The sequence below is a fragment of the Gottfriedia acidiceleris genome, assembly GCF_004138285.1.
Classification (GTDB): domain Bacteria; phylum Bacillota; class Bacilli; order Bacillales; family Bacillaceae_G; genus Gottfriedia; species Gottfriedia acidiceleris_A.
Genome location: NZ_SCFN01000022.1, coordinates 1 through 26902, shown reverse-complemented (window position 1 = coordinate 26902; position 26902 = coordinate 1). Strand labels below are relative to the sequence as shown.

Annotated in this window: 22 protein-coding genes, 1 pseudogene and 1 other annotated feature; of the genes and pseudogenes, 20 read left to right on the top strand and 3 right to left on the bottom strand. The window is 33.6% G+C overall.

The annotated features are described in order from the left end of the window. Positions 1-78 precede the first annotated feature (78 nt). Positions 79-1701: an ABC-F family ATP-binding cassette domain-containing protein gene (locus EP747_RS20605; RefSeq protein WP_129691941.1), complete on the top strand. Its 1623-nt coding sequence runs from the start codon at positions 79-81 to the stop codon at positions 1699-1701. 137 nt (positions 1702-1838) lie between these two features. Next, positions 1839-2297, top strand: coding sequence for a YkvA family protein (locus tag EP747_RS20600; RefSeq protein WP_129691940.1), 459 nt, complete (start codon positions 1839-1841; stop codon positions 2295-2297). Between the two features lie 67 nt (positions 2298-2364). Here EP747_RS20600 and EP747_RS20595 read toward each other — a convergent pair whose 3' ends face one another. Beyond that, on the bottom strand, positions 2365-2841 hold the full coding sequence (locus EP747_RS20595; protein WP_129691939.1) for a nucleoside deaminase: 477 nt from the start codon (positions 2839-2841) through the stop codon (positions 2365-2367). Between the two features lie 408 nt (positions 2842-3249). Between EP747_RS20595 and EP747_RS20590 the strand changes: the two genes are divergently transcribed. Then, on the top strand, positions 3250-4422 hold the full coding sequence (locus EP747_RS20590; protein ID WP_129691938.1) for an alpha-hydroxy-acid oxidizing protein: 1173 nt from the start codon (positions 3250-3252) through the stop codon (positions 4420-4422). Positions 4423-4490: 68 nt separating this feature from the next. Here EP747_RS20590 and brnQ read toward each other — a convergent pair whose 3' ends face one another. After that, complete coding sequence (gene brnQ / locus EP747_RS20585) at positions 4491-5825, bottom strand: branched-chain amino acid transport system II carrier protein (protein ID WP_129691937.1); 1335 nt, start codon at positions 5823-5825, stop codon at positions 4491-4493. A 212-nt stretch (positions 5826-6037) separates the two neighbouring features. On the opposite strand from brnQ, the gene EP747_RS20580 reads away from it, so the two are divergent. Together EP747_RS20580 and EP747_RS20575 are read left to right on the top strand one after the other, a co-directional pair. Then, positions 6038-6790 carry an ABC transporter ATP-binding protein gene (locus tag EP747_RS20580; RefSeq protein ID WP_129691936.1) on the top strand — a complete coding sequence of 251 codons (753 nt, stop codon included), beginning with the start codon at positions 6038-6040 and terminating at the stop codon, positions 6788-6790. A gap of 1 nt (position 6791) precedes the next feature. Continuing rightward, a complete protein-coding gene (locus EP747_RS20575) occupies positions 6792-8318 on the top strand; it encodes an ABC transporter permease/substrate-binding protein (protein WP_129691935.1) in 1527 nt (508 codons plus the stop codon). 448 nt (positions 8319-8766) lie between these two features. Here the strand turns inward: EP747_RS20575 and EP747_RS20570 are convergent, their stop codons facing one another. Then, complete coding sequence (locus EP747_RS20570) at positions 8767-8955, bottom strand: hypothetical protein (RefSeq protein WP_129691934.1); 189 nt, start codon at positions 8953-8955, stop codon at positions 8767-8769. Positions 8956-9217: 262 nt separating this feature from the next. Here EP747_RS20570 and ilvE point away from each other — a divergent pair, with 262 nt between their 5' ends. The 15 genes and pseudogenes from ilvE (at position 9218) to EP747_RS20495 (ending at position 26799) form a co-directional block, all read left to right on the top strand. Further along, positions 9218-10108, top strand: coding sequence for a branched-chain-amino-acid transaminase (gene ilvE, locus EP747_RS20565; protein WP_129691933.1), 891 nt, complete (start codon positions 9218-9220; stop codon positions 10106-10108). A gap of 6 nt (positions 10109-10114) precedes the next feature. Beyond that, the gene (gene ilvD / locus EP747_RS20560) at positions 10115-11782 is read left to right on the top strand and encodes a dihydroxy-acid dehydratase (protein WP_129691932.1); all 1668 of its coding nucleotides are present in this window, start codon (positions 10115-10117) and stop codon (positions 11780-11782) included. Further along, positions 11781-12017: a binding site (T-box leader), on the top strand. Its footprint overlaps the gene before it by 2 nt. A gap of 84 nt (positions 12018-12101) precedes the next feature. Further along, positions 12102-13805 carry an acetolactate synthase large subunit gene (ilvB, locus tag EP747_RS20555; protein ID WP_129691931.1) on the top strand — a complete coding sequence of 568 codons (1704 nt, stop codon included), beginning with the start codon at positions 12102-12104 and terminating at the stop codon, positions 13803-13805. Continuing rightward, positions 13805-14320, top strand: coding sequence for an acetolactate synthase small subunit (ilvN, locus tag EP747_RS20550; protein WP_025671139.1), 516 nt, complete (start codon positions 13805-13807; stop codon positions 14318-14320). The genes ilvB and ilvN overlap by 1 nt, the downstream gene beginning before the upstream one ends. A gap of 39 nt (positions 14321-14359) precedes the next feature. Continuing rightward, positions 14360-15370: a ketol-acid reductoisomerase gene (gene ilvC / locus EP747_RS20545; protein WP_129691930.1), complete on the top strand. Its 1011-nt coding sequence runs from the start codon at positions 14360-14362 to the stop codon at positions 15368-15370. Positions 15371-15373: 3 nt separating this feature from the next. Further along, positions 15374-16495 (top strand): annotated as a pseudogene (locus EP747_RS20540) (2-isopropylmalate synthase); the annotation flags it as partial. A 41-nt stretch (positions 16496-16536) separates the two neighbouring features. Beyond that, positions 16537-17604 carry a 3-isopropylmalate dehydrogenase gene (leuB, locus tag EP747_RS20535; protein ID WP_129691928.1) on the top strand — a complete coding sequence of 356 codons (1068 nt, stop codon included), beginning with the start codon at positions 16537-16539 and terminating at the stop codon, positions 17602-17604. After that, positions 17601-18995, top strand: coding sequence for a 3-isopropylmalate dehydratase large subunit (gene leuC / locus EP747_RS20530; RefSeq protein ID WP_129691927.1), 1395 nt, complete (start codon positions 17601-17603; stop codon positions 18993-18995). Before leuB ends, leuC begins: the two co-directional genes overlap by 4 nt. After that, a complete protein-coding gene (gene leuD, locus EP747_RS20525; RefSeq protein ID WP_129691926.1) occupies positions 18973-19548 on the top strand; it encodes a 3-isopropylmalate dehydratase small subunit in 576 nt (191 codons plus the stop codon). The genes leuC and leuD overlap by 23 nt, the downstream gene beginning before the upstream one ends. 196 nt (positions 19549-19744) lie before the next feature. After that, positions 19745-20593: a DegV family protein gene (locus EP747_RS20520; RefSeq protein ID WP_165347186.1), complete on the top strand. Its 849-nt coding sequence runs from the start codon at positions 19745-19747 to the stop codon at positions 20591-20593. A gap of 858 nt (positions 20594-21451) precedes the next feature. Beyond that, on the top strand, positions 21452-22456 hold the full coding sequence (locus tag EP747_RS20515) for a zinc-dependent alcohol dehydrogenase family protein (protein WP_129691924.1): 1005 nt from the start codon (positions 21452-21454) through the stop codon (positions 22454-22456). A 187-nt stretch (positions 22457-22643) separates the two neighbouring features. Next, the gene (locus EP747_RS20510; RefSeq protein WP_205753858.1) at positions 22644-23792 is read left to right on the top strand and encodes an acyl-CoA dehydrogenase family protein; all 1149 of its coding nucleotides are present in this window, start codon (positions 22644-22646) and stop codon (positions 23790-23792) included. A 29-nt stretch (positions 23793-23821) separates the two neighbouring features. Next, on the top strand, positions 23822-24973 hold the full coding sequence (locus tag EP747_RS20505) for a thiolase family protein (protein ID WP_129691923.1): 1152 nt from the start codon (positions 23822-23824) through the stop codon (positions 24971-24973). Positions 24974-25003: 30 nt separating this feature from the next. Then, the gene (locus EP747_RS20500; RefSeq protein WP_129691922.1) at positions 25004-25774 is read left to right on the top strand and encodes a 3-hydroxyacyl-CoA dehydrogenase; all 771 of its coding nucleotides are present in this window, start codon (positions 25004-25006) and stop codon (positions 25772-25774) included. 455 nt (positions 25775-26229) lie between these two features. Next, entirely contained in the window at positions 26230-26799 is a 570-nt protein-coding gene (locus EP747_RS20495; protein WP_129691921.1) for a GNAT family N-acetyltransferase, read from the top strand. Positions 26800-26902: the final 103 nt, after the last annotated feature.

Genomic DNA, 26902 nt, shown 5'->3' with positions numbered 1-26902 from the left:
TTTAGAAAAAATTTAATTTCCTTTTAAAATATGGTATTGTAAAGAGTAGAGCAAAAGAGTTGGAGGAATAAAATTAAAATGATTACAGTTTCTAATGTTAGTTTGCGTTTTGCGGACAGAAAATTATTTGATGATGTTAATATAAAATTTACACCAGGTAACTGTTACGGTTTAATTGGTGCTAATGGTGCGGGTAAATCTACTTTTATTAAAATTTTATCTGGTGATATCGAGCCGTCTACAGGTGATGTTATTGTAACGCCAGGTGAGCGCCTTGCAGTATTAAAACAAAACCAGTTTGAATATGAAGAGTTTGAAGTTCTTCAAACAGTTATTATGGGTCATACTCGTCTATACGAAGTAATGAAAGAAAAAGATGCAATCTACATGAAGGAAGATTTCACTGAAGAAGATGGCATGAAAGCTGCAGAACTTGAAGGTGAGTTTGCAGAGTTAAATGGTTGGGAAGCAGAATCAGAAGCTGCGATTTTATTAAAAGGTCTTGGCATTACAGAAGACTTACATTATAAAAAAATGGCTGAATTACAAGCAGGCGAGAAAGTAAAGGTTTTACTTGCTCAAGCACTATTTGGTCAACCAGATATTCTTTTACTAGATGAGCCAACGAACAACTTAGATCTTAAAGCTGTTCAATGGTTAGAAAACTTCTTAATTAACTTTGAAAACACAGTTATCGTTGTATCACATGACCGTCACTTCTTAAATCAAGTATGTACACATATGGCTGATTTAGATTTTGGTAAAATTCAACTTTATGTTGGTAACTATGATTTCTGGTATGAATCAAGTCAATTAGCTCAAAAATTAATGTCTGATGCTAATAAGAAAAAAGAAGAGAAAATTAAAGAACTACAAGGATTTATTGCTCGATTTAGCTCAAATGCTTCAAAAGCAAAACAAGCTACTTCACGTAAAAAACTTTTAGATAAAATTACGCTTGATGATATTAGACCATCTTCTCGTCGTTATCCATTCGTTGGATTTACGCCGGAGAGGGAAGTTGGAAATGATTTATTAACTGTAGAAGGAATTACAAAAACAATCGATGGTGAAAAAGTACTAGATAATGTACGTTTTACTGTAAACAAAGGCGATAAAATTGCGTTTGTTGGTAAAAATGACGTTGCAATTTCAACTTTATTTAAAATTTTAATGGGTGAAATGGAGCCAGATACTGGTTCATTTAAATGGGGTGTAACAACTTCTCAAGCATTTTTCCCTAAAGATAACTCTGAGTTCTTTGAAAAAAGTGATATGAACTTAATCGAATGGTTACGTCAGTTCTCTCCACAAGATGAGTCTGAAAGCTTCCTACGTGGTTTCTTAGGTCGTATGCTATTCTCAGGAGAGGAAGTAATGAAAAAAGCTTCTGTTCTTTCTGGGGGAGAAAAAGTTCGCTGTATGCTTTCAAAAATGATGTTAAGTGGAGCAAACGTATTAGTATTAGATGACCCTACTAACCACTTAGACTTAGAGTCAATTACGGCATTAAATAATGGGTTAATCGCCTTCAAAGGTACTGCATTATTTACATCTCATGACCATCAGTTCATTCAAACAATTGCAAACCGTATCATTGAAGTGACACCAAACGGTTTAGTTGATAAAGAGTGTACTTATGATGAGTTCTTAGAGAACAAGGATTTACAAAAGCAAGTAGAAGAATTATATAAAAAGTAATTCCATATATACAGGCCTTTCACGATGAAAGCAAATATTTGTGAAAGGAATGAAACCACTAATCAATTGATTAGTGGTTTTTCGTACTTTCATCTTGTTTTCATATTTGTTAAACTATAAAAAAGGGAGGAGAAAAAATGTCTGAGTTAAATGAAAATAAGTTTTTTAAAAAGTATTTAAAGAAAGCTTCTTCCTATTTAGGAAATAAAGAAAAATCAACGAATTTATTGAAAAAAGCAGCTAAGCTGGCACCAGATAAAAAAGGTGCGTTAGGTGAAGCTTGGGAAAAAGTAAATTTATTTATAGATCTATTTAAATCATATATTAATGGCAGTTATAGAGATATTTCCACAAAATCAATTTTGACAGTAATCGGAGCATTAATTTATTTTGTTAGTCCAATCGACGCAATACCAGATTTTATAGTCGGTTTAGGCTTTTTAGATGATGCAACGATTTTAGCGTATACATTTAAACAAATTAACAAAGATATTGAAAAGTATAAAATTTGGAAAGAAAATAATAATGAAAAAGATGGTTTATCAAATTTAGTGGAAATTGTAGAGTCAGAACAAGATCATGAGTTAAAAGATTAATATTTATAAAACAAAATTAAAAAAAGGTTGCCCATTATTTAGTAATGAGCAACCTTTTTTATACTGATTAATAATGTACATGGTTTTCTTCTTTTGACCAAACAATGAAAGGGTTTTCAATATCTTTGACTTTAATCATAATTTGTTCACTAGGTATCGTTCGATCTTCATATGGCAATGAAAGTTCATTATAAATATGTGCATCATCAAATCCAATTTTTGCAGCATCATCTTTTGTATAAAAATAATATATTTTTGAAATTCTAGACCAATAGGCGGCACTTAGACACATCGGGCATGGTTCACAGCTAGTATATAAGACAGCATCCTTTAATAAATATGTACCTAAATTTTGACATGCGTTTCGAATTGCTTGGACCTCTGCATGTGCAGTTGGATCATTTAAAGTTGTGACACCATTTACTCCGGCACCAATTACTTTTCCATCTTTGACAATAACTGCTCCAAAAGGCCCGCCATTCTTATTTAATAAGTTTTCGTAAGCAAGTCTTACACTTAATTTAATCCAATCAGAGTGATTCAAACTAACACCACCTTTATTGTAATAAGGGCAAAAGGTATTAACTTTTATTTAATCTCTTAAATTAATATAAATAATCATTCAATCAAATTGTTTAAAAAGTCGATTTTCCATTCTTTAAATCAACCATTAAAATTAAAAAGGGTATCTTACTTATTTGTACACTCTATTACAGTATTTAAGAACATATTTAATCCATAAAGAGTAAGAAAATTCATTCCTTATAAGAACAATATTAATAGAGTAATATTATTCAAATAAAAATTTTTAATATAAAAGTAAGTGCTAAACGAGATAGGAAATCTTATAAATATTCAAAATGTCGAATGATTTATTAAGAAAATTAAAGGAGATATTTGAATCGAATTAGAATATGTAAACGGTTACAAACTTTTTAAGGATGTGTTTCGAATGAAGAATTTCGGAAATTATATTCAATTGCAAGTGTATAGTAGTGGGAAAAAAAGTGAGATTCCTGTTAGATTTGAGGATTTAGAAAAGTTAGCACAAGATCAATTAGAGGAAGGACCTTATTATTATATAGCAGGGGGCGCTGGTAGTGAGCGCTCGATGAATGAAAATCGATTAGCATTTGATAAGTGGAAAATTGTACCGCGAATGTTACGTAATGTAGCTGAGCGTGATATTAGTATAAATTTATTTGGTAAAACATATAACTCGCCAGTTTTATTTGCTCCAATTGGTGTTCAGTCGATTGCACATCCAGAAGGGGAACTTGAAGCTGCTAGAGCAGCAGCGGAATTGAATATTCCATACATAACTAGTACTGCATCAACTTACTCATTAGAAAAGGTTTCAAGTGTTTTAGGAGATTCACCTAAATGGTATCAATTATATTGTAGTAGTGATATGGAAATAGCAGCAAGTATGATTAAACGTGCTGAAGCAAATGGTTACGAAGCGATTGTTATTACGCTTGATACTTCGATTATGGGCTGGAGAGAAAAAGATATTGAAAATGCATATTTACCATTTTTACAAGGGCAAGGCATTGGTAACTATTTAGAGGATCCTGTGTTCCGTTCAAGATTAAATAATTCACCTGAAGAGGATCCACAGTCAGCAATTCTATTATGGACAAGACTCTTTGGCAATCCTGCATTAACGTGGGAAGATTTAGCATTTTTGCGAGATCAAACTAAATTACCAATTTTATTAAAGGGAATTTTACATAAGGACGATGCGATGCTTGCGCTTGAATATGATATGGATGGCATCATCGTTTCGAATCATGGTGGTAGACAGGTTGATGGAACAATTAGTACTTTAGATGCATTAGAGAGTATTTGTAGTGAATTAAAAGGCAGATTACCAATTTTAATGGATAGTGGCATTAGAAGTGGATCAGATGTATATAAAGCATTAGCAATCGGTGCTGATGCAGTATTAATTGGTCGACCGTATATGTATGGCCTAGCTCTTGCTGGTAAAAACGGGGTAGTCCAAGTAATGAAAAATATTTTAGCTGATTTTGATTTAACGATGGCTTTATCCGGACAAAAAAGTATTAGTGAATTAAAGCCATCTTTATTAGTGAAAGAAAACCTTAGTAAACATTTTTAAAAATTAAAAAGAGCGATCTCAAGAAGTGCTTAGACTAATGAGCCGCTCTTTATTTTTTGAAAATTAAATTAAGCTGCGTTCTTTACTTCGGTATATTCTTTAACGAAAAACTTCTCCATAATACATCCAATTACAAAGCCGATTAAACCAGGTATTACCCAACCGAATCCTTTATTTTGCATTGGAATAATCGATAATAATTCATTTAGTCCGTTATTTAAAAATGATGAATTGATAATCTCGATTAAGCTATAAATTCCAACAAACAAAATTGTTATTAAATAAACAGGTCTACCTTTAAATGGTAATTGATCGTTTAAAAGTGCTAGTACAATCAGTGCAATTGCCATTGGATATAAAAGACCTAATATTGGAACGGATACTTTTAAAATTTGTGTAAGTCCTAAATTTGCTACGAAGCCACTTATGAAACATAATAAGATTGCCCATTTTTTATAAGTTAGTTTAGGGAAAATACTATTAAAATATTGAGAACATGATGTGATTAAACCAATACAAACACTTAAACAGGCAAGTGTAAAAATAAGTCCTAAAACAATCGTTCCACCATTTCCAAATAATTGATTCATGACTGTCGTTAAGACGATTGCTCCATTGTCTATATGTCCAGTAATCGTTGCTGAAGCACCTAAATAGCCAATAATAAAATAAGTCATCGATAATAATAATGCACAAATTAAACCGAAAATAATTAAATACTTAATTTGTAATTTTTGATTTGTAACGTTTAATCTTTGAAAAATATTTATGAAAACAATCCCGTAGATTAATGCACAAATCCCATCCATTGTTTGATAGCCATCTAAAATTCCTTGTGAGACAGGATTAGATTTGTATGTTAAGGATGCATCCTTAAAACTAGATAAGTCTGTAAACATTGCTTTGATAAAAACTATTAAAATTAGGATTAGTAAAGCTGGAGTTAAAATTTTACCGAATCTGTCAACTAATTTTGAAGGTGATTTAGCAAACCAATAAACGATACTAAAAAACACAATCGTATAAACTAATAGCCCAATTGGAGAAACAGCCAGACTTTCAGACAAAAATGGTTTAACACCCATTTCATATGCCAGACTACTAGCTCGTGGAATAGCAAGTCCAGGTCCGATTGACAAGTAAATTGCCATTGGGAAGAGAAGTGCAAAAATAGGATGTACTCTCTTAACTAGCGTATCAAAATTACCGGATTTTGCTATTGCAATAAATGCTAAAATCGCAATTCCTGCATCCGAAATAATAAATCCAATAATTGCTTCCCATACATTCTCTCCGGCTGCTTGTCCTATGTATGCTGGGAAAATTAAATTACCAGCACCGAATAACATCGAAAATAACATAAATCCAATAAACATAATTTCTTTTTTTGTTAAAGTATTCAAACAATTCACCTCAATCATAGTTGCATTTTAAAAAATGATTTTCTCATTTTACCAAAAAATAACTCTATTTACTACAAAATCTTTTAAAATTCTTAAAATTTTCATAAATGATGAAAAAAAATTTCTTTTGTCCTAATTTTTATTACTTAAAGCATAAGAAAACTTGTCCTCTAACTATATATACTTATAGGCTTTTTTAAGGGAGGACTAGAATGATCCAATTTCAAGATATATCTTTTAGGTTTTCAAATGGAAAAAGTGCAGTTCAGGATTTATCTTTTTCAATTCAAACAGGTGAATGTTTTGTTTTAATTGGCCCAAGTGGCTGTGGAAAAACAACAACAATTAAATTAATAAATAGGTTAATTAAACCAACTGACGGTGAACTTTTTTATAATGAAAAAAACATTAAAGATTATGATGAACATAAGCTGAGGAGAGAGTTTGGATATGTACTTCAACAAATTGCACTATTTCCCCATTTGAATGTTGAAGAAAATATTTCAATCGTACCGGAATTAAAAAAATGGAGCAAAGCACAAATAAAAGAGCGCACTCGAGAATTATTAGAATTAGTAAAATTAAATCCTTTGGAATTTAGTAAAAGACCAGTTTCAGAGTTATCTGGGGGTCAACAACAGCGGGTAGGTGTAGCGAGGGCTTTAGCAGGGGATCCAAACCTGTTATTAATGGACGAACCATTCAGTGCATTAGATCCGATTACAAGATTACAATTACAAAAGGATCTGAAGCAATTAAAAACAAAGATTAATAAAACGATCCTTTTCGTTACTCATGACTTAGACGAGGCATTTTATTTGGGAGACCGTATTGGGATCATGCACGATGGTGAACTAGTTCAAGTAGGTACGAAGGACGAAATTTTAAATAAGCCAGTCAATCCTTTTGTTGAACAATTTATAGATAATTATCGTGGTAAAGCTGTTGTAAAGGAGGGAATATAAGATGATTCTCGCTTCATTTACAACAACTCTTGCAAATAGAAAGGAACAATTATTAACGGCTTTGTTAGAGCATATTCAAATTTCAGTATTTGCACTAATAATTGCAATAATTCTAGCTGTCCCGATTGGAATTTACTTAACGAAGAAGAAAGTTCTATCTGAATTAGTAATTGGAACTACAGCAGTTATTCAAACAATACCTTCATTGGCGCTGTTAGGGATTTTAATACCATTAGTCGGTATTGGAAAGATTCCAGCGGTAATTGCGTTAAGTGTATATGCATTATTGCCGATCTTGCGAAATACATATACCGGAATTAAAGAGATTGATCCGATCCTGTTAGAAGCAGCAACTGGATTAGGAATGAACGGTAGACAAAGACTTTTTAAGGTTGAATTACCATTAGCATTACCAGTTATTATGGCAGGAATTCGAACTGCGATGGTCATAATTGTCGGAACTGCAACAATCGCTGCTTTAATAGGAGCTGGAGGTTTAGGTAGTTTAATATTATTAGGAATCGACCGAAATGATATGAATTTAATCATTTTAGGGGCAATACCATCAGCACTTTTAGCAATTATATTTGATTTTATTTTAAGATTAATAGAGAAGAGGAGTTTTAAGAGTTTTTCATTAAGAATTATAACTGCTAGTTTTATTTTATTAGCATTATTATTTTCTCCATTAACAATTAAATCTTGGAATAAAACAGACCTAGTGATTGCTGGAAAACTAGGTGCTGAACCAGAAATAATAATGAATATGTATAAATTAATGATTGAGGATGAAACGAATCTATACGTTGAAGTTAAGCCTAATTTTGGTAAAACAACATTTGTGTTTAATGCATTAAAAAAAGGTGACATTGATATTTATCCAGAATATACAGGTACAGTCATTTCTACATTTTTGAAAGAAAAAGCAGTTAGTAATGATGCAAATGCAGTATATGAACAAGCTGCTGAAGGTTTAGCAAAAAAGTATAATTTGAGCTATTTGGAACCTATGAAATTCAATGACACTTATGCATTAGCTGTTCCAGATCACATTTCAAAACAATTTGGACTCGAAACAATTTCAGATGCAACCAAAGTAGCAAATCAGTTAAAAGCAGGTTTCACTTTAGAATTTACAGATCGTGATGATGGATATTTAGGATTACAAAAATTATATGGATTGAAGTTCCAAAATTTAAAAACGATGGAGCCAAAATTGAGATATGACGCAATTCAAACGGGCGATCTCTCAATAATCGATGCGTATTCAACTGATAGTGAGCTCCAAAGTTATAACATGAAAGTGTTAATCGATGATAAAAATTTATTCCCACCGTATCAATGTGCACCACTTCTCAGAAAAGAAACACTTAAAAAGTATCCAGAAATCAAAAACATTTTAAATAAATTAAAAAATAAAATAACTGATGATGAAATGCGAGTAATGAATTACAAAGTAAATGTAAGTGGAAAATCTGCCGAAAGTGTTGCTAAAGAGTTTTTGAAGGATGAGGGTTTACTAAAATAAAAGAATTGGACTGTCTTTTTGGTCAGGGGAACTGATCTAAGCGGTCCTTTTTTTGTTGAAATACACTTGAACGTAAGGCCCTGTTCTTTCACACAGTTAATATTTTCGATTTTTTTAGATATTTAGGAGATTTGTAGTGACTTATTATTGGTTTAAATAGAATTAGTGGGAAATTGCTAGTTTTCACTTTAAGAGAATTAACTTATGAACAGTTTTTGGGGTGAAATACTTTAACTGGTATGGGTAATTTTTTATCTTAATTGCACTTTTGATAATTTTAATTGCAGTTTTAACAAATTTAATTGCAGATTCACTAATTTTATTTGCAGTCCGCCGTTTATTTGCACTGCCCTAAGCTTTATTTGCACTTCAGACTAATTAATAAAAAGAGGGTTGCCTAAAATGGGCTACCCTCTTTTTTGTTATCATACGATAAGAATTTTAGTTTTTAATCATTATAGGCTCCAGTTAACATCTCACTTACGAAAGAATCATTTTCCCATTCTTCATAAGAGAAATCTATTGAATACTCCTGATCGGATTTTTCGTCTTTAATCTGAATGTCAAAATGATTACTCATTACTTTCAACACTTCATTGATTTCGTTAACAGTCCCATTAATTTGTAAAGTAGCCATTTTTACTCGCCTCCGATTTTAATTTACAGAAAATTCTGTATAAATTAATCATATGATAATCCTTTTAAATAAATTTTTCAAGAGTAAAATTTTGTCGAAAAATTATTTTGAAAAAATGTAAAGGTTTTCATTGTTGATTTACCAATATTTATACGATTTTTGAATAAAATATGAATTTTAAATTTTCTAAAAACTTGTTGATTAATTTCTCAGATTGGAATAAAGTAAGTACAAATATTTTAACTCTTGAGGAGGATTAACCGTGACAGAGCAACAGATTTTTTTAAATGGTGAATTCGTTCAAAAACAAGATGCAAAAGTTTCTGTATATGATCATGGATATCTATATGGAGATGGAGTATTCGAAGGGATTCGCGTTTACGATGGCAATGTATTTCGCTTAAAAGAACATCTCATTCGATTATATGAATCAGCAAAATCAATTTTATTAACAATTCCTTATTCATTAGAAGAGTTAACACAAATTGTAGTTGATACAGTAAATCGAAATAATTTACATAGTGGTTATATTCGACTCGTCGTCTCAAGAGGTGAAGGGAATCTTGGATTAGATCCAACTTCTTGTCCAAGAGCAAATGTAGTTGTCATTGCTGAGCAACTAGCACTGTTTCCACAAGAACTATACGAAAATGGTATGGAAATTGTAACAGTAGCAACGAGAAGAAATCGAAGTGATGTATTAAATCCACAAATTAAATCTTTAAATTACTTAAATAACATATTAGTAAAAATTGAAGCTAAACTAGCTGGTGTTCAAGAAGCACTAATGCTAAACGATCAAGGCTTTGTAGCTGAGGGTTCAGGAGATAATGTCTTTTTAGTAAAAGGGAATAGGTTAATTACTCCTCCAAGTTCAGCAGGTGCATTAGAAGGAATTACTCGTAATGCAATTATGGAATTAGGTGACACATTAGGTTACGAAGTTGAGGAAAAATTGTTTACTAGACATGATGTTTATGTTGCCGATGAGGTTTTCTTAACAGGAACAGCAGCCGAAGTAATTGGTGTATCTAAGGTAGATGGACGTGTGATTGGTGATGGAAAACCGGGACCAAATACACAAAGATTATTAAAAGCATTTCGTCAATTAGTAGTTGAAGATGGAGAAAAAATTTACGTAAAACAAGGGTGATAAATTGTGCGAAGTGACATGATCAAAAAAGGAATCGACCGTGCGCCGCATCGTAGCTTATTATTAGCGGCAGGTGTTAAAGAGGAAGATTTTAATAAACCATTTATAGCGATTTGTAATTCATATATTGATATTGTTCCAGGTCATATTCATTTAAGGGAAATGGCTGATGTTGTAAAACAAGCGATTCGAGATGCTGGTGGAGTTCCATTTGAGTTTAATACGATTGGTGTCGATGATGGAATCGCAATGGGGCATATCGGAATGAGGTATTCTTTACCAAGTAGGGAAATCATTGCCGATGCAGCCGAAACTGTAATTAATGCACATTGGTTTGATGGAGTATTTTATATGCCAAACTGCGATAAAATCACACCCGGAATGCTAATGGCAGCTGTTCGTACAAATGTACCAGCAGTTTTTGTATCAGGTGGACCAATGGCAGGGGGACTATCTAAAGATGGAAAGGCTCTCTCTCTTGTTTCAGTATTTGAAGGTGTAGGTGCCTTTAAATCAGGAAAAATGAGTGTAGAAGAATTACTCGATATTGAAAAGTCAGCATGTCCTACATGTGGATCATGTTCTGGAATGTTCACAGCAAATTCAATGAATTGCATTATGGAGATGCTTGGTGTAGCACTACCGTATAACGGGACAATACTTGCAACTAGTAAAGACAGACATCAATTAATCCGTGATGCAGCTTTTCATCTAATGGATTGCATTGAAAATGATATAAAACCAAGAGACATTATTACAAAAGAGGCAATTGATGATGCGTTTGCACTAGATATGGCAATGGGTGGATCGACAAATACTGTTTTACACTTAATGGCCATCGCAAATGAAGCAGGAGTTGAATACGACTTAAAGGATATAAATGACGTAGCTAGAAGAGTACCTTATTTATCGAAAATTAGTCCCGCCTCTCACTATTCAATGCATGATGTTCATTTAGCAGGTGGTGTTCCAGCAATTATTAAAGAACTTACTACCATACCTGGAGCAATCAATAGTGACCGCATTACAATTACGGGAAAAACTTTATTCGAGAATGTGCAAGAAGCTACAATCTCCAATAGTGAAGTGATTCGTAAAAAAGAAAATCCTTATTCACAAACAGGCGGATTATCAATCTTACATGGGAATCTAGCCCCAGATGGAGCAGTTATTAAAGTAGGTGCAGTTGACCCTTCAATTCAAACATTTATTGGTGAAGCAATTTGTTTTGACTCACACGATGAAGCAGTTGAAGCGATTGACAAAGGTCTCGTTCAAGAAGGGCATGTCGTTGTCATTCGATATGAGGGTCCAAAAGGTGGACCTGGCATGCCTGAAATGCTTGCACCAACTTCTTCAATTGTCGGAAGAGGTTTAGGAACAAAAGTTGCGTTAATTACAGATGGTCGTTTTTCGGGTGCTACTCGAGGAATTGCAATCGGACATATTTCTCCAGAAGCGGCTGAAGGTGGACCAATTGCATATATTGAAGACGGCGATGAAATCATAATCGATCTTTTATCAAGAAGTATTACATTATCAATATCTAACGAAACGTTAGAATCTCGTAAAACATCATATAAATTACATGAACCAAAAGTTAAAACGGGTTATTTAGCAAGATATGCAAAGTTAGTTACTTCTGCTAATACAGGCGGAATATTAAAAATATGAAAAAGCAATGAAAGAGAAAAGTAGTTATGAAAAGGATCTTCAGAGAGTCGGTGGCTGGTGTGAACCGATGACCTTGATTAATGAAACTCACTCTTGAGTGTCAAGCTGAATTAATTTGTAATGTAAGCTTGAACGTTGGTCACGTTATAACCAGATTTTGGTTAGCCAAAATCCCAAAGTTAGGTTATTAACCTAAGAAGAAGGGTGGTACCGCGAAAAGTCTTTCGCCCCTTCAGCATCTGCTGAAGTGTGGAGTCATGGCTTTTTTTATTGCGAATAAATGGGTAAATTTTATCCGAAAATGGAGGGAAAAGTAGAAATGAGTCATCATTCGATGAGAACTCTGTCAAAAGAATTGTCAGGTGCAAATTTACTAATTGATGCTTTGAAAAATGAAAATGTTGAAATGATTTTTGGTTACCCTGGAGGGGCAGTATTACCATTATATGATGCACTTTATGATGCTGATATTCCTCACATTCTAGCAAGACATGAACAAGGGGCCATCCACGCTGCAGAAGGTTATGCACGAGTAACTGGTCGTCCAGGAGTTGTAATCGCAACAAGTGGTCCAGGTGCAACAAATGTAGTTACTGGTTTAGCAGATGCGATGATGGATTCATTACCACTAGTTGTTTTTACTGGTCAGGTTGCTACAAATGTAATCGGAACGGATGCCTTTCAAGAAGCAGATGTTATTGGAATCACAATGCCAGTTACAAAACATAACTACCAAGTGCGTAATGTAGAAGATGTCCCACAAATCGTAAAAGAAGCATTCCATATTGCTTCAACAGGCCGTCCAGGTCCAGTCGTCATCGATCTACCAAAAAATATGATGGTTGAAAAAGGATTGAAAAAAGACGAAATAGAAGTTCATTTACCAGGTTATCAACCGACATATGAGCCAAATTATATTCAAATTACAAAGTTAATAGGAGCAATTGAAAAAGCTAAAAAACCGGTTGTATTAGCTGGAGCAGGTATATTACATGCAAAAGCAGCTGATGAGTTTACTGAATTTATTAAAAAGTTCAATATCCCAGTTGTAAATACGCTTTTAGGGCTAGGTGGATTTCCAGCAAATGAGGAATTATTCCTTGGAATGGGGGGCATGCACGGAACTTATACAGCAAATATGGCAATGTATGAAAGTGATTTACTAATTAACATCGGAGCAAGATTTGATGACAGGTTAACGGGTAATTTAGCACACTTTGCTAAAGACGCGATTGTAGCACATATCGATATAGACCCTGCCGAAATAAACAAAGTTATTCCTACAAATATTCCAATTGTTGGATGTGCTAAGGAAGTTCTGAAAGTTCTATTAAAACAAAAAGTAGATAAACAAAATCATAGTGAATGGTTAGAATTGCTTAAAAGTCGTAAAGAGGCCTTTCCTTTACAGTATGAACCAAGTAGAGAAGTTATTAAGCCACAAACTGTCTTAACTTTACTCCATTCGATTACAAATGGAAAAGCGACGATTTCCACAGATGTAGGTCAACATCAAATGTGGGCAGCTCAGTATTATCCTTTTGTTGAACCACATAAATGGATCACATCAGGTGGACTTGGAACGATGGGATTTGGATTACCAGCTGCAATTGGAGCACAATTTGCAAAGCCTGATGAATTAGTTGTAGCCATCGTAGGTGATGCCGGATTCCAAATGACATTGCAAGAATTGAGCATGATCAAGGAACATAATTTACAAGTTAAAATTTTAATTTTAAATAACGCAGCTTTAGGAATGGTAAGACAGTGGCAATCAGCCTTTTATAATGACCGCTTCTCTAGTTCTCTATTAGACTGCCAACCAAGTTTCACAAAACTTGCAGAAGCCTATGGCATTAAAGGGATCACAATCTCAGATCCAAATTTAGTTGAAAGTCAATTAAGAGAAGCAGTTGAATTTGATGGGCCAGTATTAATTGATTGTCGAATTCATCAAGCTGAAATTGTTACACCAATGGTTCCACCTGGTAAAGGAATTCATGAAATGGAAGGGGTGAAATAATGAAACGAGTCATTACATCGACTGTATTAAATAACAGTGGCGTACTTAACCGAATTACAGGAGTGATCTCGAGAAGACGCTTTAATATCGAAAGTATTTCTGTAGGACATACAGAGCAAGATCATATTTCAAGAATTACGTTTGTCGTACATGTAGAGGATTTACAACAGGTTGAACAATTGATTAAACAGCTTCACAAGCAAATTGATGTGATAAAAGTAGCAGATATAACCGAAGAATCAGTTATTGCTAGAGAACTAGCCTTAATAAAGGTGAGTACAAATGCAGCTACAAGAAATGAAATTTATAGTCTAATTGAACCATTTAGAGCCTCGGTTATTGATGTAAGCCGTGATCAGATTGTCGTTCAAGTAACTGGTACTTCTGATAAGGTAGAGGCTTTGATTGAATTATTAAGACCTTTCGAACTAAAAGAAATAGCTCGAACAGGTGTAACCGCATTTACTAGATCTGCTAAACATAAGGAGCATGCTCAAAAGCTACTCTCTTATTAAATAAAAATATAAAACTAAAAATATTGGAGGAATTTGAAAATGGCTAAAGTATATTATGGTACAGACGTGAAGGAAAATGTTTTAGTAGGGAAAACGATTGCAGTAATTGGTTATGGTTCACAAGGTCACGCACATGCTTTAAATTTACATGAAAATGGTCATAAAGTAGTTGTTGGTTGTCGTCCTGGTAAATCATGGGATGCTGCAGCAAATGATGGACTACATGTAACTACGGTTGCAGAGGCTTCAAAGGCAGCAGACGTAGTAATGATTCTATTACCAGATGAGCATCAACCAACAGTTTATAAAAATGAAATTGAACCGTATCTAGAAAGTGGTAATGCGCTTGCGTTTGCACACGGATTTAATGTTCATTTTAATCAAATTGTTCCTCCTGCAAATGTTGATGTATTTTTAGTAGCTCCAAAAGGTCCAGGACATCTTGTTCGACGTACTTTTGTCGATGGTGCAGCGGTTCCAGCATTATTTGCTGTATACCAAGATGTAACAGGCGAAGCAAAAAATGTAGCACTTTCTTATGCTGATGGAATTGGTGCTACAAGAGCGGGTGTTCTTGAAACATCATTTAAAGAGGAAACTGAAACAGATCTATTCGGAGAACAAGCGGTACTATGTGGTGGTGTAACTTCTTTAGTAAAATCGGGATTTGAAACATTAGTAGAAGCAGGTTATCAGCCAGAAGTAGCATACTTTGAGTGTTTACATGAGTTGAAGCTAATCGTTGATTTAATGTACGAAGGCGGAATGAGCTATATGAGATACTCAATCTCTGATACTGCACAGTGGGGTGATTTCGTATCCGGTCCTAGAGTAGTTGCGAATGAGTCAAAATTAGCGATGAAAGATATTTTAGCAGAAATTCAAGATGGTACGTTTGCTAAAGGCTGGATTAACGAAAATAAAAATGGTCGTCCAGTATTCAATGAAATTAATGAAAGTGAAAAACAACATCAGTTAGAAGAGGTAGGAGAAAAACTTCGTGCAATGATGCCATTTATCCAAAGAAAAGAAAAAGTCGAGGTGAAATAAAAAATGAGTAAAATTCAGTTTCTTGATACAACATTACGTGATGGCGAACAATCTCCTGGGGTTAATTTAAATCGATTTGAAAAGCTCGAAATTGCAAGACAACTAGAAGCTTTAGGTGTTGATATCATTGAGGCTGGTTTTGCCGCTTCCTCAGAAGGTGACTTTTTAGGTGTTCAAGAGATTGCGAGACAGATTCGTTCTGTCTCCGTCTCAAGCCTATCTCGCGCAAAAGATTCAGATATTAAAACAGCATGGGATGCGTTAAAAAATGCTGCAGAACCGAGACTTCATATTTTTCTTGCAACAAGTGACATTCATATGAAATATAAATTAAACATGACGAGATTAGAAGTTTTGGAAACTGCTAAACATTGTGTGCAACTTGCAAAATCCTTTTTTCCAAAAGTCCAAATTTCAGCTGAGGATGCATGTCGTACTGATCGAGCATTCCTTGCCGAATTCGCAGAGACTGCTATTAAAGCAGGTGCAGATGTGATTAATATTCCGGATACTGTCGGTTACACAAGTCCTTCAGAATACTATGATCTATTTAAATATTTACAAGAAAATGTACCGTCTTATCATAAAGCAATTTTTTCTTGTCACTGTCATGATGACTTAGGAATGGCAGTAGCGAATTCTTTAGCTGCTATACAGGCTGGAGCAACCCAAGTTGAATGCACCGTAAATGGAATTGGGGAAAGAGCAGGAAATGCAGCACTAGAAGAAATAGCCGTTGCACTACATATTAGGGAAGATGTTTACCGGAAAAATACTAATTTACGATTACAAGAAATTACGAAGACAAGTGAACTTGTTAGTCGTCTTACAGGTATGGTTGTCCAGAAGAATAAAGCAATTGTTGGTACAAATGCATTTGCTCATGAATCAGGTATTCATCAAGATGGCGTACTAAAAGAACCAACAACATATGAAATTATACCCCCTTCATTAATTGGACTTTCTACAAACTCATTAGTATTAGGGAAACATTCAGGACGTCATGCTTTTACAGACAGATTAAAAGAACTTGGATTCAACTTTTCAACAGAAATTATAAACGAAGCGTTTATTCAATTTAAAGCTTTGACAGATTCAAAGAAAGAAATTACAGATGCAGATTTATTAAACATTATTAGTAAGTGGAGCAAAAAGGAGGTTCTAAAATGAAATTAAAGATCGCATGTCTTCCAGGAGACGGAATCGGACCAGAAATTATGAATTCAGCTGTACAGGTTTTAGAACAGATTGCACAATATTATCAACATGACTTTACTTTTTCAACAAATTTATTCGGAGGTCACGCGATCGACGAAACAGGCACTTCATTACCGAAAGAAACATTAGATAATTGTTTAAATTCGGATGCCGTATTATTGGCAGCAGTAGGCGGACCAAAATGGGATCAAGGTGTTGAACGGCCAGAAAGTGGCTTATTAAGGTTAAGAAAATCACTTAATTTATACGCAAACATTCGACCAGTCGATGTATATGATGAACTTGTAAATCATTCTCCTTTAAAATCTGAACAAGTAAAAAATGTAAGCTTTGTTGTCGTTCGAGAATTAACAGGCGGAATTTATTTTTCCGAACCTCGTTTCCATAATGAGAATGAAGCAACGGATACTCTTTCCTATACTAGAGAAGAAATTGAACGAATTGTAACATATGGATTTGAGTTAGCAAAAACTAGAAAAGGCAAACTCACATCAGTTGATAAAGCGAATGTATTAGAATCTAGTAAACTTTGGAGAAAAATTGTAAATGAACTAAGTTCAAACTATCCAGAAGTAGAAGTTGAGCATATTCTTGTTGATGCAGCCGCGATGGAGTTAATTCGAAACCCAAGAAGGTTTGATGTAATCGTTACTGAAAATTTATTTGGGGATATTTTAAGCGATGAAGCTTCGATGATTACTGGTTCATTAGGAATGCTACCTTCTGCAAGTAGATCTGGAAAGGGTCCTTCATTATATGAACCAATTCACGGTTCAGCACCAGATATCGCAGGACAAAATAAGGCTAACCCTATTGCAATATTAAGGTCAGTTTCGATGATGCTTCGCGATTTTAACTTAGTTGATGAAGCAAACTCAATTGAAAACGCGATTGTTAATTCAATAAATAATGGCTTTTTAACTGGTGACCTAGGTGGTAAAAGTTCAACGATTGAATTTACAGAACAAGTAGTAAAGGAATTACAATTTCAAACAGTTGGAGGTACTATTCGATGAAACAAACATTGTTTGATAAACTTTGGCAAAATCATGTTGTAACTGGTGAAGTAGGTAAACCCCAGCTTTTGTATATCGATTTACATTTAGTCCATGAGGTAACTTCTCCGCAAGCTTTCGAAGGATTGAGATTATCCAATCGAAAAGTAAGAAGACCAGAATTAACCTTTGCGACAATGGATCATAATGTACCAACAAAAAATCAATTAGTCATCACTGACTTAATTGCAAAACAACAAATGGATACTTTAAGAAATAATTGTCAGGAGTTCAATATTCCATTAGCAGATATTACGGATGAGGACCAAGGCATAGTCCACGTAATTGGACCAGAACTTGGATTAACTCAGCCGGGAAAAACAATTGTATGTGGAGATAGTCATACATCTACCCACGGTGCATTTGGTGCTTTAGCTTTTGGAATTGGAACAAGCGAAGTTGAACATGTTTTAGCAACACAAACTTTATGGCAAGTTAAGCCGAAATCAATGGGTGTGAAACTTGATGGAAAGCTTCCAAAAGGTGTATATGCTAAAGATATCATTCTTCATTTACTAGCAACTTATGGTGTTTCAATGGGAACTGGATTTGTCATTGAGTTTTATGGTGAAGCAATTACAAATATGTCAATGGAAGAGCGAATGACTTTATGTAATATGGCGATTGAGGGTGGAGCAAAAGCAGGATTAGTTGCTCCTGATCAAAAAACTTTCGATTATTTAAAAGGTCGAAAATATACAATAAATTCATATGATGAAAAATTAGTAGAATGGAAGAAATTATATACAGAAGAGGGAGCAACATTTGATAAAACAATTGAAGTGGATGTAGCAACCCTTGCACCATACGTTACTTGGGGAACAAATCCTGGAATGGGTGTAAGAATTGATGAAGTCCTTCCAAAAGCCAAGGATGAGAACTACGAACGAGCATATGAATATATGGGATTAAAGCCGGAAATCACACCTAAAGAGATTCCAGTTCAACATGTATTCATTGGTTCATGTACAAATTCTAGATTGTCAGATTTAGAGGAAGCGGCAAATTATCTTAAAGGAAAGAAAGTAAAATCTGATGTTAGTGCATTAGTTGTTCCAGGATCAAAAAAGGTTCGAAATGCAGCGATGGCAAAAGGACTACATAAAGTCTTTATAGAAGCAGGATTTGAATGGAGGGAAGCTGGTTGTTCAATGTGTCTAGCAATGAATCCAGACCAAGTACCAGCTGGAGAACATTGTGCATCTACTTCAAACCGAAACTTTGAAGGAAGACAAGGTAAAGGAGCAAGAACACATTTAGTAAGTCCAGTAATGGCAGCGGCTGCTGCAGTACATGGTCATTTTATTGATATTCGAAAGGAGCAAGCAAATGAAACCGTTACGTACGCATAAAGGCACAACTGTATCAATTATGTTAGATAATATCGACACAGACCAAATTATTCCAAAACAATATTTAAAGCGAATAGAACGAACTGGCTTTGGTGAATTTTTATTCGATGAATGGCGATATCATGATGATCGCTCACCTAATAAATCTTTTTCATTAAATGATGACGATCGAAAAAATGCTTCAATCTTAATTAGTGGAAATAATTTTGGTTGCGGTTCATCTAGAGAACACGCACCTTGGGCGTTAAATGATTATGGATTTACAATTATTATTGCTGGTAGCTTCGCAGATATTTTCTACAATAACTGTATAAAAAATGGCATGCTCCCGATTGTCTTAAATGATGAGATTCGCTCACAATTAGCTACATTAAGTGGAAATCAAGAAATTGAAGTAGATTTGGAAAAACAAGTCGTAAAAACAATATTTGGGGAATTTGATTTTTCAATCGATCCTGTTTGGAAAGAAAAGTTACTAAATGGCTTAGATGATATTTCGATTACGATGAAATATGAAAATGACATTGAAAAATATGAAAAATTACACGCATAACTAAAAAAGAAGTGTCTTATAAGCTAACTACTTATGAGACACTTCTTTTTAATTGTAAGCAAGAAGTTTATGGAAAATAGGTAATATGCTCCTTTTCTAATGCTAATTTGTCGATTAAATTAATTTAAATGAAAAATATTTATTTGAATATTTAGATTATTTTTTAATAAGATTAATCTAGAGCGAGGTGATTAAATTGAACCTAAAAATAATTGTAGATAGCTCTTCTGATCTTCCAACTGATCTATTGAAAAAATATGATATTTCAGTCATTCCATTAAGAGTCTATGACCAATTAGAAAAAGAGTATCTTGATGGAGTAAATTTACAATCACATGAGTTAATGCAAAGAATGAAAAATGGGGAGAACTTTACTTCATCTTTACCTTCTTATGATGCAATTTATCAAACTTTAGTCTCGTGTAGTACAGATCAAAATTGTGTCTATCTTACTTGCTCAGGTGACTTGTCTGGTACGTATAATTTTGCACAATTAGTAAAACTAGATATAGTAGAAAGCAATCCAAAAGCCTCTATTCATATAATTGATACTAGATCAGTATCACTTGGAATTTGTGTATTAGTTATGGAGTTAATAAAAGGCTTAAATAATAATGAATCATTTGAGAATCTAATGAAACAATTAAATTACAATATAAATAAGATCCAACATATTTTCACGATAGAAGATCTCCAATATTTAATAAGAGGCGGTCGTGTCGGTAAGTTTGCGGGATTTTTAGGTGGAATGCTAAATATAAATCCGATTATGGAAGTTAGCGAAGGGAAATTTAAACCACTTGAAAAGGTACGAGGTCGAAAAAAAGCATTAAATCGAATGCTTGAACTAATGAAGATTCGAAAAGATGCACTCAGTAAAAATGTTGGAGTTGTATATGGGGTAAAAGATGATGTTACAGAACAATTTATTAAGCAATTAAAGGATCTATTAGGTAGTGAACAAATAATTGAAAACTCAGTTGGTTCAGCAGTCGGCGTCCACACTGGTCCTAGTGCAATAGGAATCTTTTTTCTATCAAATTAAAAAACATTTCGACTCTCTAAGTGGTGAGAGTTTTTTTGTTTAGTAAATCTTTCAAATTAAAAAAATATATAAATATAATAAAAAATAGTTTAAAAGGAAATAAAAACACATTCTTGTTGTTTGCAAAGAGACATATTTATTGGAGATAAAACAGGTTTTGACAAATTGAAGTGTAATAATATCAGAAAATTTGTAATTTTTTAACATAAAGATACTTCTATTTTGAATCCAGTAGATTATTCCTGTGGAAATTAATTTTAGTAGGATAGAAGTTTAAGTTACTATTATTTCAATAGGAAAGAACGTTCGAAAAAATAGGGTGATAATAATCTGTAATTAGTGACTATTAGTGGATTGTCGTTTTTAACAACTGCAATTAAAAACGTCAAAAGTGCAAACAAAATATCCAAAACTGCAAATTAGATGATCCAATCTGTATGTAACCTTCAAAATAAGCTTAAAAACTAGTAAATCTTTTAAAATAGTTTTCAATTCTTACAAAAATAGAAGCACTTTGCAAATAAATGACTTGTTTATTATGAATCGAACAAATGAGGATACACACTCTATCAAAGACATAAGAAAGGAATTTCACGTACCGCATTTGTTAGAATAAATATAAAAACACATAATTAATAGATAAAGTAAAACAAAATCCTATTAAAATCTAAAATCCTTCCCTAAAACTCATAAACTATAGCATATAAATCTCAGAATACACCTCATATTTCCCCCACACTCTTTCCTACCTAATCATTTTACTAAACCGTATTTAACTTTTTTGGTAAAATAAAATTGAGTAAGATTTATTAATCGTCTTTTTACATATTTATTTTTTCATGAATAGGAGTGATGTAATTGAAAGCTTATATTTTAAGAGACACTAAAGGGCCAGAGTCACTAAAATTGGAAAATGTTGAGATTGGTACTGTTCATCCGAATGAAGTAGTAATTAAGTTAAAGGCAGCATCATTAAACAGACGTGACTTTTTTATTACTCACGGTATGTATCCAGGGATGAAGTTAGATGGAATTTTAGGATCAGACGGTGCTGGAGTTATTGAGGCTATTGGAGACGAAGTAACGGGGTTTACTGTAGGCGATGAAGTTATCATGAACCCAAGTTTAAACTGGGGAGATCGTGACGATATCAATTCTGATGAATTTACTGTACTTGGAATGCCTTCTAATGGTACATTTGCTGAATTTATTAAACTACCAGTTGAAAATGTTTATAAAAAACCTGAGTATTTGTCATGGGAAGAGGCTGCAGCAATTCCATTAGCTGCACTTACTGCATATAGAGCATTAATTACACGTGGTCAATTACAAAAGAATGATACAGTATTGATTCCAGGTATTGGTAGTGGGGTGGCATTATATGCACTGCAAATTGCTGTAGCATTCGGATCAAAAGTACTAGTTACATCTAGTAGCAATGAAAAAATTGAAAAGGCAATCGAAATGGGTGCGACTGCTGGTTTTAATTATCGGGAAAATGATTGGTATAAAAAGCTTCGTAAAGAATATGGATTTGTAAATCTTACAATCGATGGAGTTGGTGGAGAATCATTTAATCGATTAATTGATTTGACTGCTCAAGGTGGAAGAATCGTATCATTCGGTGCGACAAATGGACCAGTTCCTCAAACAGTATTGCCAAAAGTATTCTTTAAAAATATGGATATTAGAGGGACAACTATGGGAAGTCCAAGAGAGTTTGAACAAATGTTAGCATTTTTTGAAGAACATAAAATTAAACCAATCATAGATCAATCATTTGAATTTACGGATGTCATTAGTGCATTACAAAGAATGGGTGAAGGAAATAATTTTGGTAAGATTACGGTTAAAATTGGTTAATTTGTATTATTTCTATGAGTTTGTCTTCAATCAAAAGAACTGAACTATTCAGTTCTTTTTTTTTTTGCTCCTTGATAAATTATAATTAACATCATATGATTATTACAAATGTAATATTTTAAAAATTTAGTATTTTGAGTATTGTAAGCGTTTTATCGAAGTGATTAAATATTTTGGGGGGCTTATTATGAAACATTCTTACTTAACTAGAGAACATGAAATCTTCCGCACGGCTCTTAGAAAGTTCTTACAAAAAGAAGCTGCACCATTCTATGAAGAGTGGGAACAAAACAAAATGATACCTAGAGAATTCTGGGATAAATTAGGAAATGAAGGATTTTTGTGTCCTTATGTTGACGAAAAATATGGTGGGTTAGGTGTAGATTTTGGCTATTCAGTCATTATTATAGAGGAACTTGAGAAAGTTGGTTCAAGTTTAGTTGGTGTAGCATTACACAATGATATTGTTGTACCATATTTGACTGCTTATGCAAATGAAGAGCAAAAAATGGAATGGTTGCCTAAATGTATTTCAGGTGAATATATTAGTGCAGTTGCTATGACTGAACCAGGTGCTGGATCAGATTTAGCAAATATTAAAACAACTGCGGTAAAAGAAGGAGATTACTATATCGTTAATGGTGAGAAAACGTTTATTACGAATGGTATTCATTCAGACCTTATTATTATTGCCGTTAAAACTGATACGACAATTCGACCTGCTCATAAAGGAATAAGCTTGCTAGTTGTCGAAAAAGATACAGTTGGGTTTTCTAGAGGAAAGAAGTTGAATAAAGTAGGACTTCATAGCCAAGATACGGCTGAATTAATTTTTCAAGATGCTAAAGTACCTGTAAAGAATTTATTAGGAGAAGAAGGAAAAGGCTTCTATTACTTAATGGAAAAATTACAGCAAGAAAGATTAGTAGTTGCTTTAGAAGCATTAGTTTCAGCTGAAGAAATGTTGAAAGTGACAACTGAGTATGTGAAAAGTAGAAAAGCATTTGGAAAATCAATTGCTGGGTTCCAAAATACTCAATTTAAACTTGTAGAATTGGCTACTGAAATTGAAATTGGTCGTACTTTTATAGAGGACTTAATTTATAAGCATATGGAAGGCGTAAATGTTGTTAAGCAAGTATCGATGGCAAAATGGTGGATTACAGATTTAGGTAAAAAAGTAGCTTCAGAGTGTCTTCAATTGCATGGTGGATATGGATATATGGAAGAATACGAGATTGCTAGACGTTTCAGAGATATTCAAATCATGTCAATTTACGCAGGTACAAATGAAATTATGAAGACAATTATCGCAAAACAAATGGGATTAAATTAAATCAGAATTAAAATTGGAGGATCAAATTTATGAGAGAAGTAGTTATTGTTGATGCTTTAAGAACACCTATTGGTAAAAGAGGCGGCAGCTTTAGCGAAACAAGACCTGATGACTTAGCTGCAATTGTACTAAAGGAATTAGTAAGTCGAAATGAATTTGATCCGAAAGAAATTGATGATGTGATTATGGGTTGTGTTACTCAAATTGGTGAACAGGCTGGTGATATTGGTAGAGTTGCTGCTTTATTAGCAGGTCTACCAATTGAAGTGCCTGGTGTTACAATTGACCGTCAATGCGGGTCAAGTCAACAATCTGTCCATTTTGCATCACAAGCCATCTTAAGTGGAGATATGGACATTGTCATTGCAGCTGGTGTTGAAAGTATGACACGTGTACCAATGTTTTCGAATTTAAAAGGATCAAAATGGAATGAAAAACTAACTAATATGTTTGGTGACTTTAACCAAGGAATCTCAGCAGAACGAATAAATGAGAAGTGGAATATCAGTCGAAGTGAGCAAGATGAATTTGCTTATAATAGCCATCAAAAAGCATTAAAAGCAATGAAACAAGGCTATTTTGAAGACGAAATTGTTGCAGTTTCTGTTACTAATCAAGAAGGTGAACTTGTTAAAGTTACGAAAGATGAAGGACCGAGAGAAAACTCTTCAATTGAGAAATTATCTACTTTAAAACCAGCATTTACTGAAAGTGGTTCGGTTACTGCAGGAAATGCAAGTCAAATTAGTGATGGAGCAGCAGGACTCCTTTTAATGAGCAAAGAAAAAGCTCATCAATTAGGATTTAAGCCAAAGTTTCGAATTATTGGGAGAACGGTAGTAGGATCTGACCCTCAATTAATGTTAACTGGGCCAATTCAAGCAACACAAAAAGTTCTACATAAATGTGGTTTAACAATCGATCAAATCGATTTGTTTGAAATAAATGAAGCATTTGCTTCAGTTCCTTTAGCATGGCAAAAAGAATTAAATGTACCATTTGAAAAATTAAATATATTCGGTGGAGCGATCGCATTAGGTCACCCACTTGGTGCTAGTGGTGCAAGGGTTATGGTTACATTGTGTAATGCTTTAGAGAAAACAGGCGGACGTTTTGGATTACAAGCGATCTGTGAAGGCCATGGTATGGCAAATGCAACGATTATTGAGAGATTAAATTAATAACCAACAACAAACTGGGGGATTTAAAAAATGAATATTCGTGATAGTATAGCAATCGTTACAGGTGGAGCATCAGGTCTTGGTGCAGGTACAGTTAGAATGATCGTAGAAAATGGTGGGAAAGCTGCTATTTTCGATTTAAATGAAGAAAGAGCTGCTAGCTTAATTTCTGAATTAGGCGAGGACAATGTTTGTTTTGAAAAAACAGATGTATCTTCAGAGGAGAGCGTAAAAAATTCAATTAGTAATGTTTTAACTAAATATGGTTCATTTAATACAGTAGTAAACTGTGCAGGTATTGTTTTAGCTGAAAAAGTAATTAAAAGAGACGGAATTCATTCATTAGAATCTTTCCAAAAAATCATTAATGTAAACTTAGTTGGTACGTTTAACGTTATTCGTTTAGCAGCTGAACAAATGATTAACAATGAACCAAATGAATTTGGTGAAAGAGGTGTTATTATTAACACCGCATCAGTAGCAGCATTTGATGGCCAAATGGGGCAAGCAGCTTACGGTGCATCAAAAAGTGCAGTAGCTGGAATGACATTACCAATTGCTAGGGATTTATCAAGATACGGTATCAGAGTAATGAGTATTGCTCCTGGTATATTTGAAACGCCAATGTTCGATGTATTACCAGAAAAAGCTAGAGAATCATTAGGAAATATGGTTCCATTCCCATCACGTCTTGGTAAGCCATCAGAATATGCACACTTAGCAAAAAGCATTGTTGAAAATCCAATGTTAAATGGTGAAGTGATCCGTTTAGATGGTGCAATTCGTATGCAGCCAAAATAAGAGTGACATCAAAGGCAGGAAGAGCAGGTATTAACTTGTTCTCCTGTTTTTTTGTTTTTAAATGTTGAATGTACATGAAGATTAAGAGATTATCAAAATATCATAATCGGTAGCTGTGATATTAAAGGTGTCATTTTATTACGATAATAAAGAATCATATCTTAAATCTGCCTATCTCTAATATTCTTCATTTTGAACCAATAGAGGATCTTAGTGTTGAATTTAATAATCAATTTTGTATTGATTTGTTTTCAGATATTATCCTTTCAAAAATACCAGTTATATCAAGGAGAAAGACTGTTTATTGATGATGAAGTTGATTTTGTTATTGATACGGATACTGATCGTATTTAACCTCCAAGTTATTAAACTACCGCATGCATAAGTTGAATATAAGATTTTGAACTTATTTTGGTAATATCTACCGAAATATTATTAGAGAAGGAGCAGATAAGTTGAATAATAATTTGCCATTACGAATTAGACCAATTCATGAAGAAGACTTATTTTCACTTTGGACATTGATGTATAAAGAGAGTTCACCAGAGTGGAAGAAATGGGATGCACCATATTTTGAACATAAAGCTGTCACTTTTGAGGACTATTTGAAAACTAAGGATTCCATTGTTAATCAAGAGGATAGATGGATTGTTGAAGTAGATGGAAAAGTCATTGGAACAGTTAGCTTTTATTGGGAACATAAACCATCTAATTGGCTTGAAATGGGCATAGGTATTTATGATCCCAACTATTGGAGTGGAGGTTTTGGTACAAGAGCTTTAAAACTTTGGATTAATCATTTATTTAATACACTACCTCTTGTACGTGTAGGTTATACAACTTGGTCTGGTAATCATCGTATGATTAAAGTTGGAGAAAAATTAGGAATGACAATGGAAGCAAGATTAAGAAAATGTCGTTTTTATGATGGGAACTATTATGACTCAATTCGTATGGGGTTATTGCGAGAAGAGTGGGATGAATTCTTAAAAAAAGATGGATTAATCGAAGTACAGAAAATATGATAGAAGACATTTAAAAAAATTTTTTCTTCAACTAACAAATTCTTAGTCATAATGAACGAAACGGCATTTGGGTATGGTGAGTTGACAGTTTCGTTCATATCAG

Bases quoted from the DNA above. Each gene is read 5' to 3' on its own strand.
- EP747_RS20605 (WP_129691941.1), top strand. From the start codon at position 79: ATGATTACAGTTTCTAATGTTAGTTTGCGTTTTGCGGACAGAAAATTA.
- EP747_RS20600 (WP_129691940.1), top strand. From the start codon at position 1,839: ATGTCTGAGTTAAATGAAAATAAGTTTTTTAAAAAGTATTTAAAGAAA.
- EP747_RS20590 (WP_129691938.1), top strand. From the start codon at position 3,250: ATGAAGAATTTCGGAAATTATATTCAATTGCAAGTGTATAGTAGTGGG.
- EP747_RS20580 (WP_129691936.1), top strand. From the start codon at position 6,038: ATGATCCAATTTCAAGATATATCTTTTAGGTTTTCAAATGGAAAAAGT.
- EP747_RS20575 (WP_129691935.1), top strand. From the start codon at position 6,792: ATGATTCTCGCTTCATTTACAACAACTCTTGCAAATAGAAAGGAACAA.
- EP747_RS20570 (WP_129691934.1), bottom strand. From the start codon at position 8,955: ATGGCTACTTTACAAATTAATGGGACTGTTAACGAAATCAATGAAGTG.
- ilvB (WP_129691931.1), top strand. From the start codon at position 12,102: ATGAGTCATCATTCGATGAGAACTCTGTCAAAAGAATTGTCAGGTGCA.
- ilvN (WP_025671139.1), top strand. From the start codon at position 13,805: ATGAAACGAGTCATTACATCGACTGTATTAAATAACAGTGGCGTACTT.
- ilvC (WP_129691930.1), top strand. From the start codon at position 14,360: ATGGCTAAAGTATATTATGGTACAGACGTGAAGGAAAATGTTTTAGTA.
- leuB (WP_129691928.1), top strand. From the start codon at position 16,537: ATGAAATTAAAGATCGCATGTCTTCCAGGAGACGGAATCGGACCAGAA.
- leuC (WP_129691927.1), top strand. From the start codon at position 17,601: ATGAAACAAACATTGTTTGATAAACTTTGGCAAAATCATGTTGTAACT.
- leuD (WP_129691926.1), top strand. From the start codon at position 18,973: ATGAAACCGTTACGTACGCATAAAGGCACAACTGTATCAATTATGTTA.
- EP747_RS20510 (WP_205753858.1), top strand. From the start codon at position 22,644: ATGAAACATTCTTACTTAACTAGAGAACATGAAATCTTCCGCACGGCT.
- EP747_RS20505 (WP_129691923.1), top strand. From the start codon at position 23,822: ATGAGAGAAGTAGTTATTGTTGATGCTTTAAGAACACCTATTGGTAAA.
- EP747_RS20500 (WP_129691922.1), top strand. From the start codon at position 25,004: ATGAATATTCGTGATAGTATAGCAATCGTTACAGGTGGAGCATCAGGT.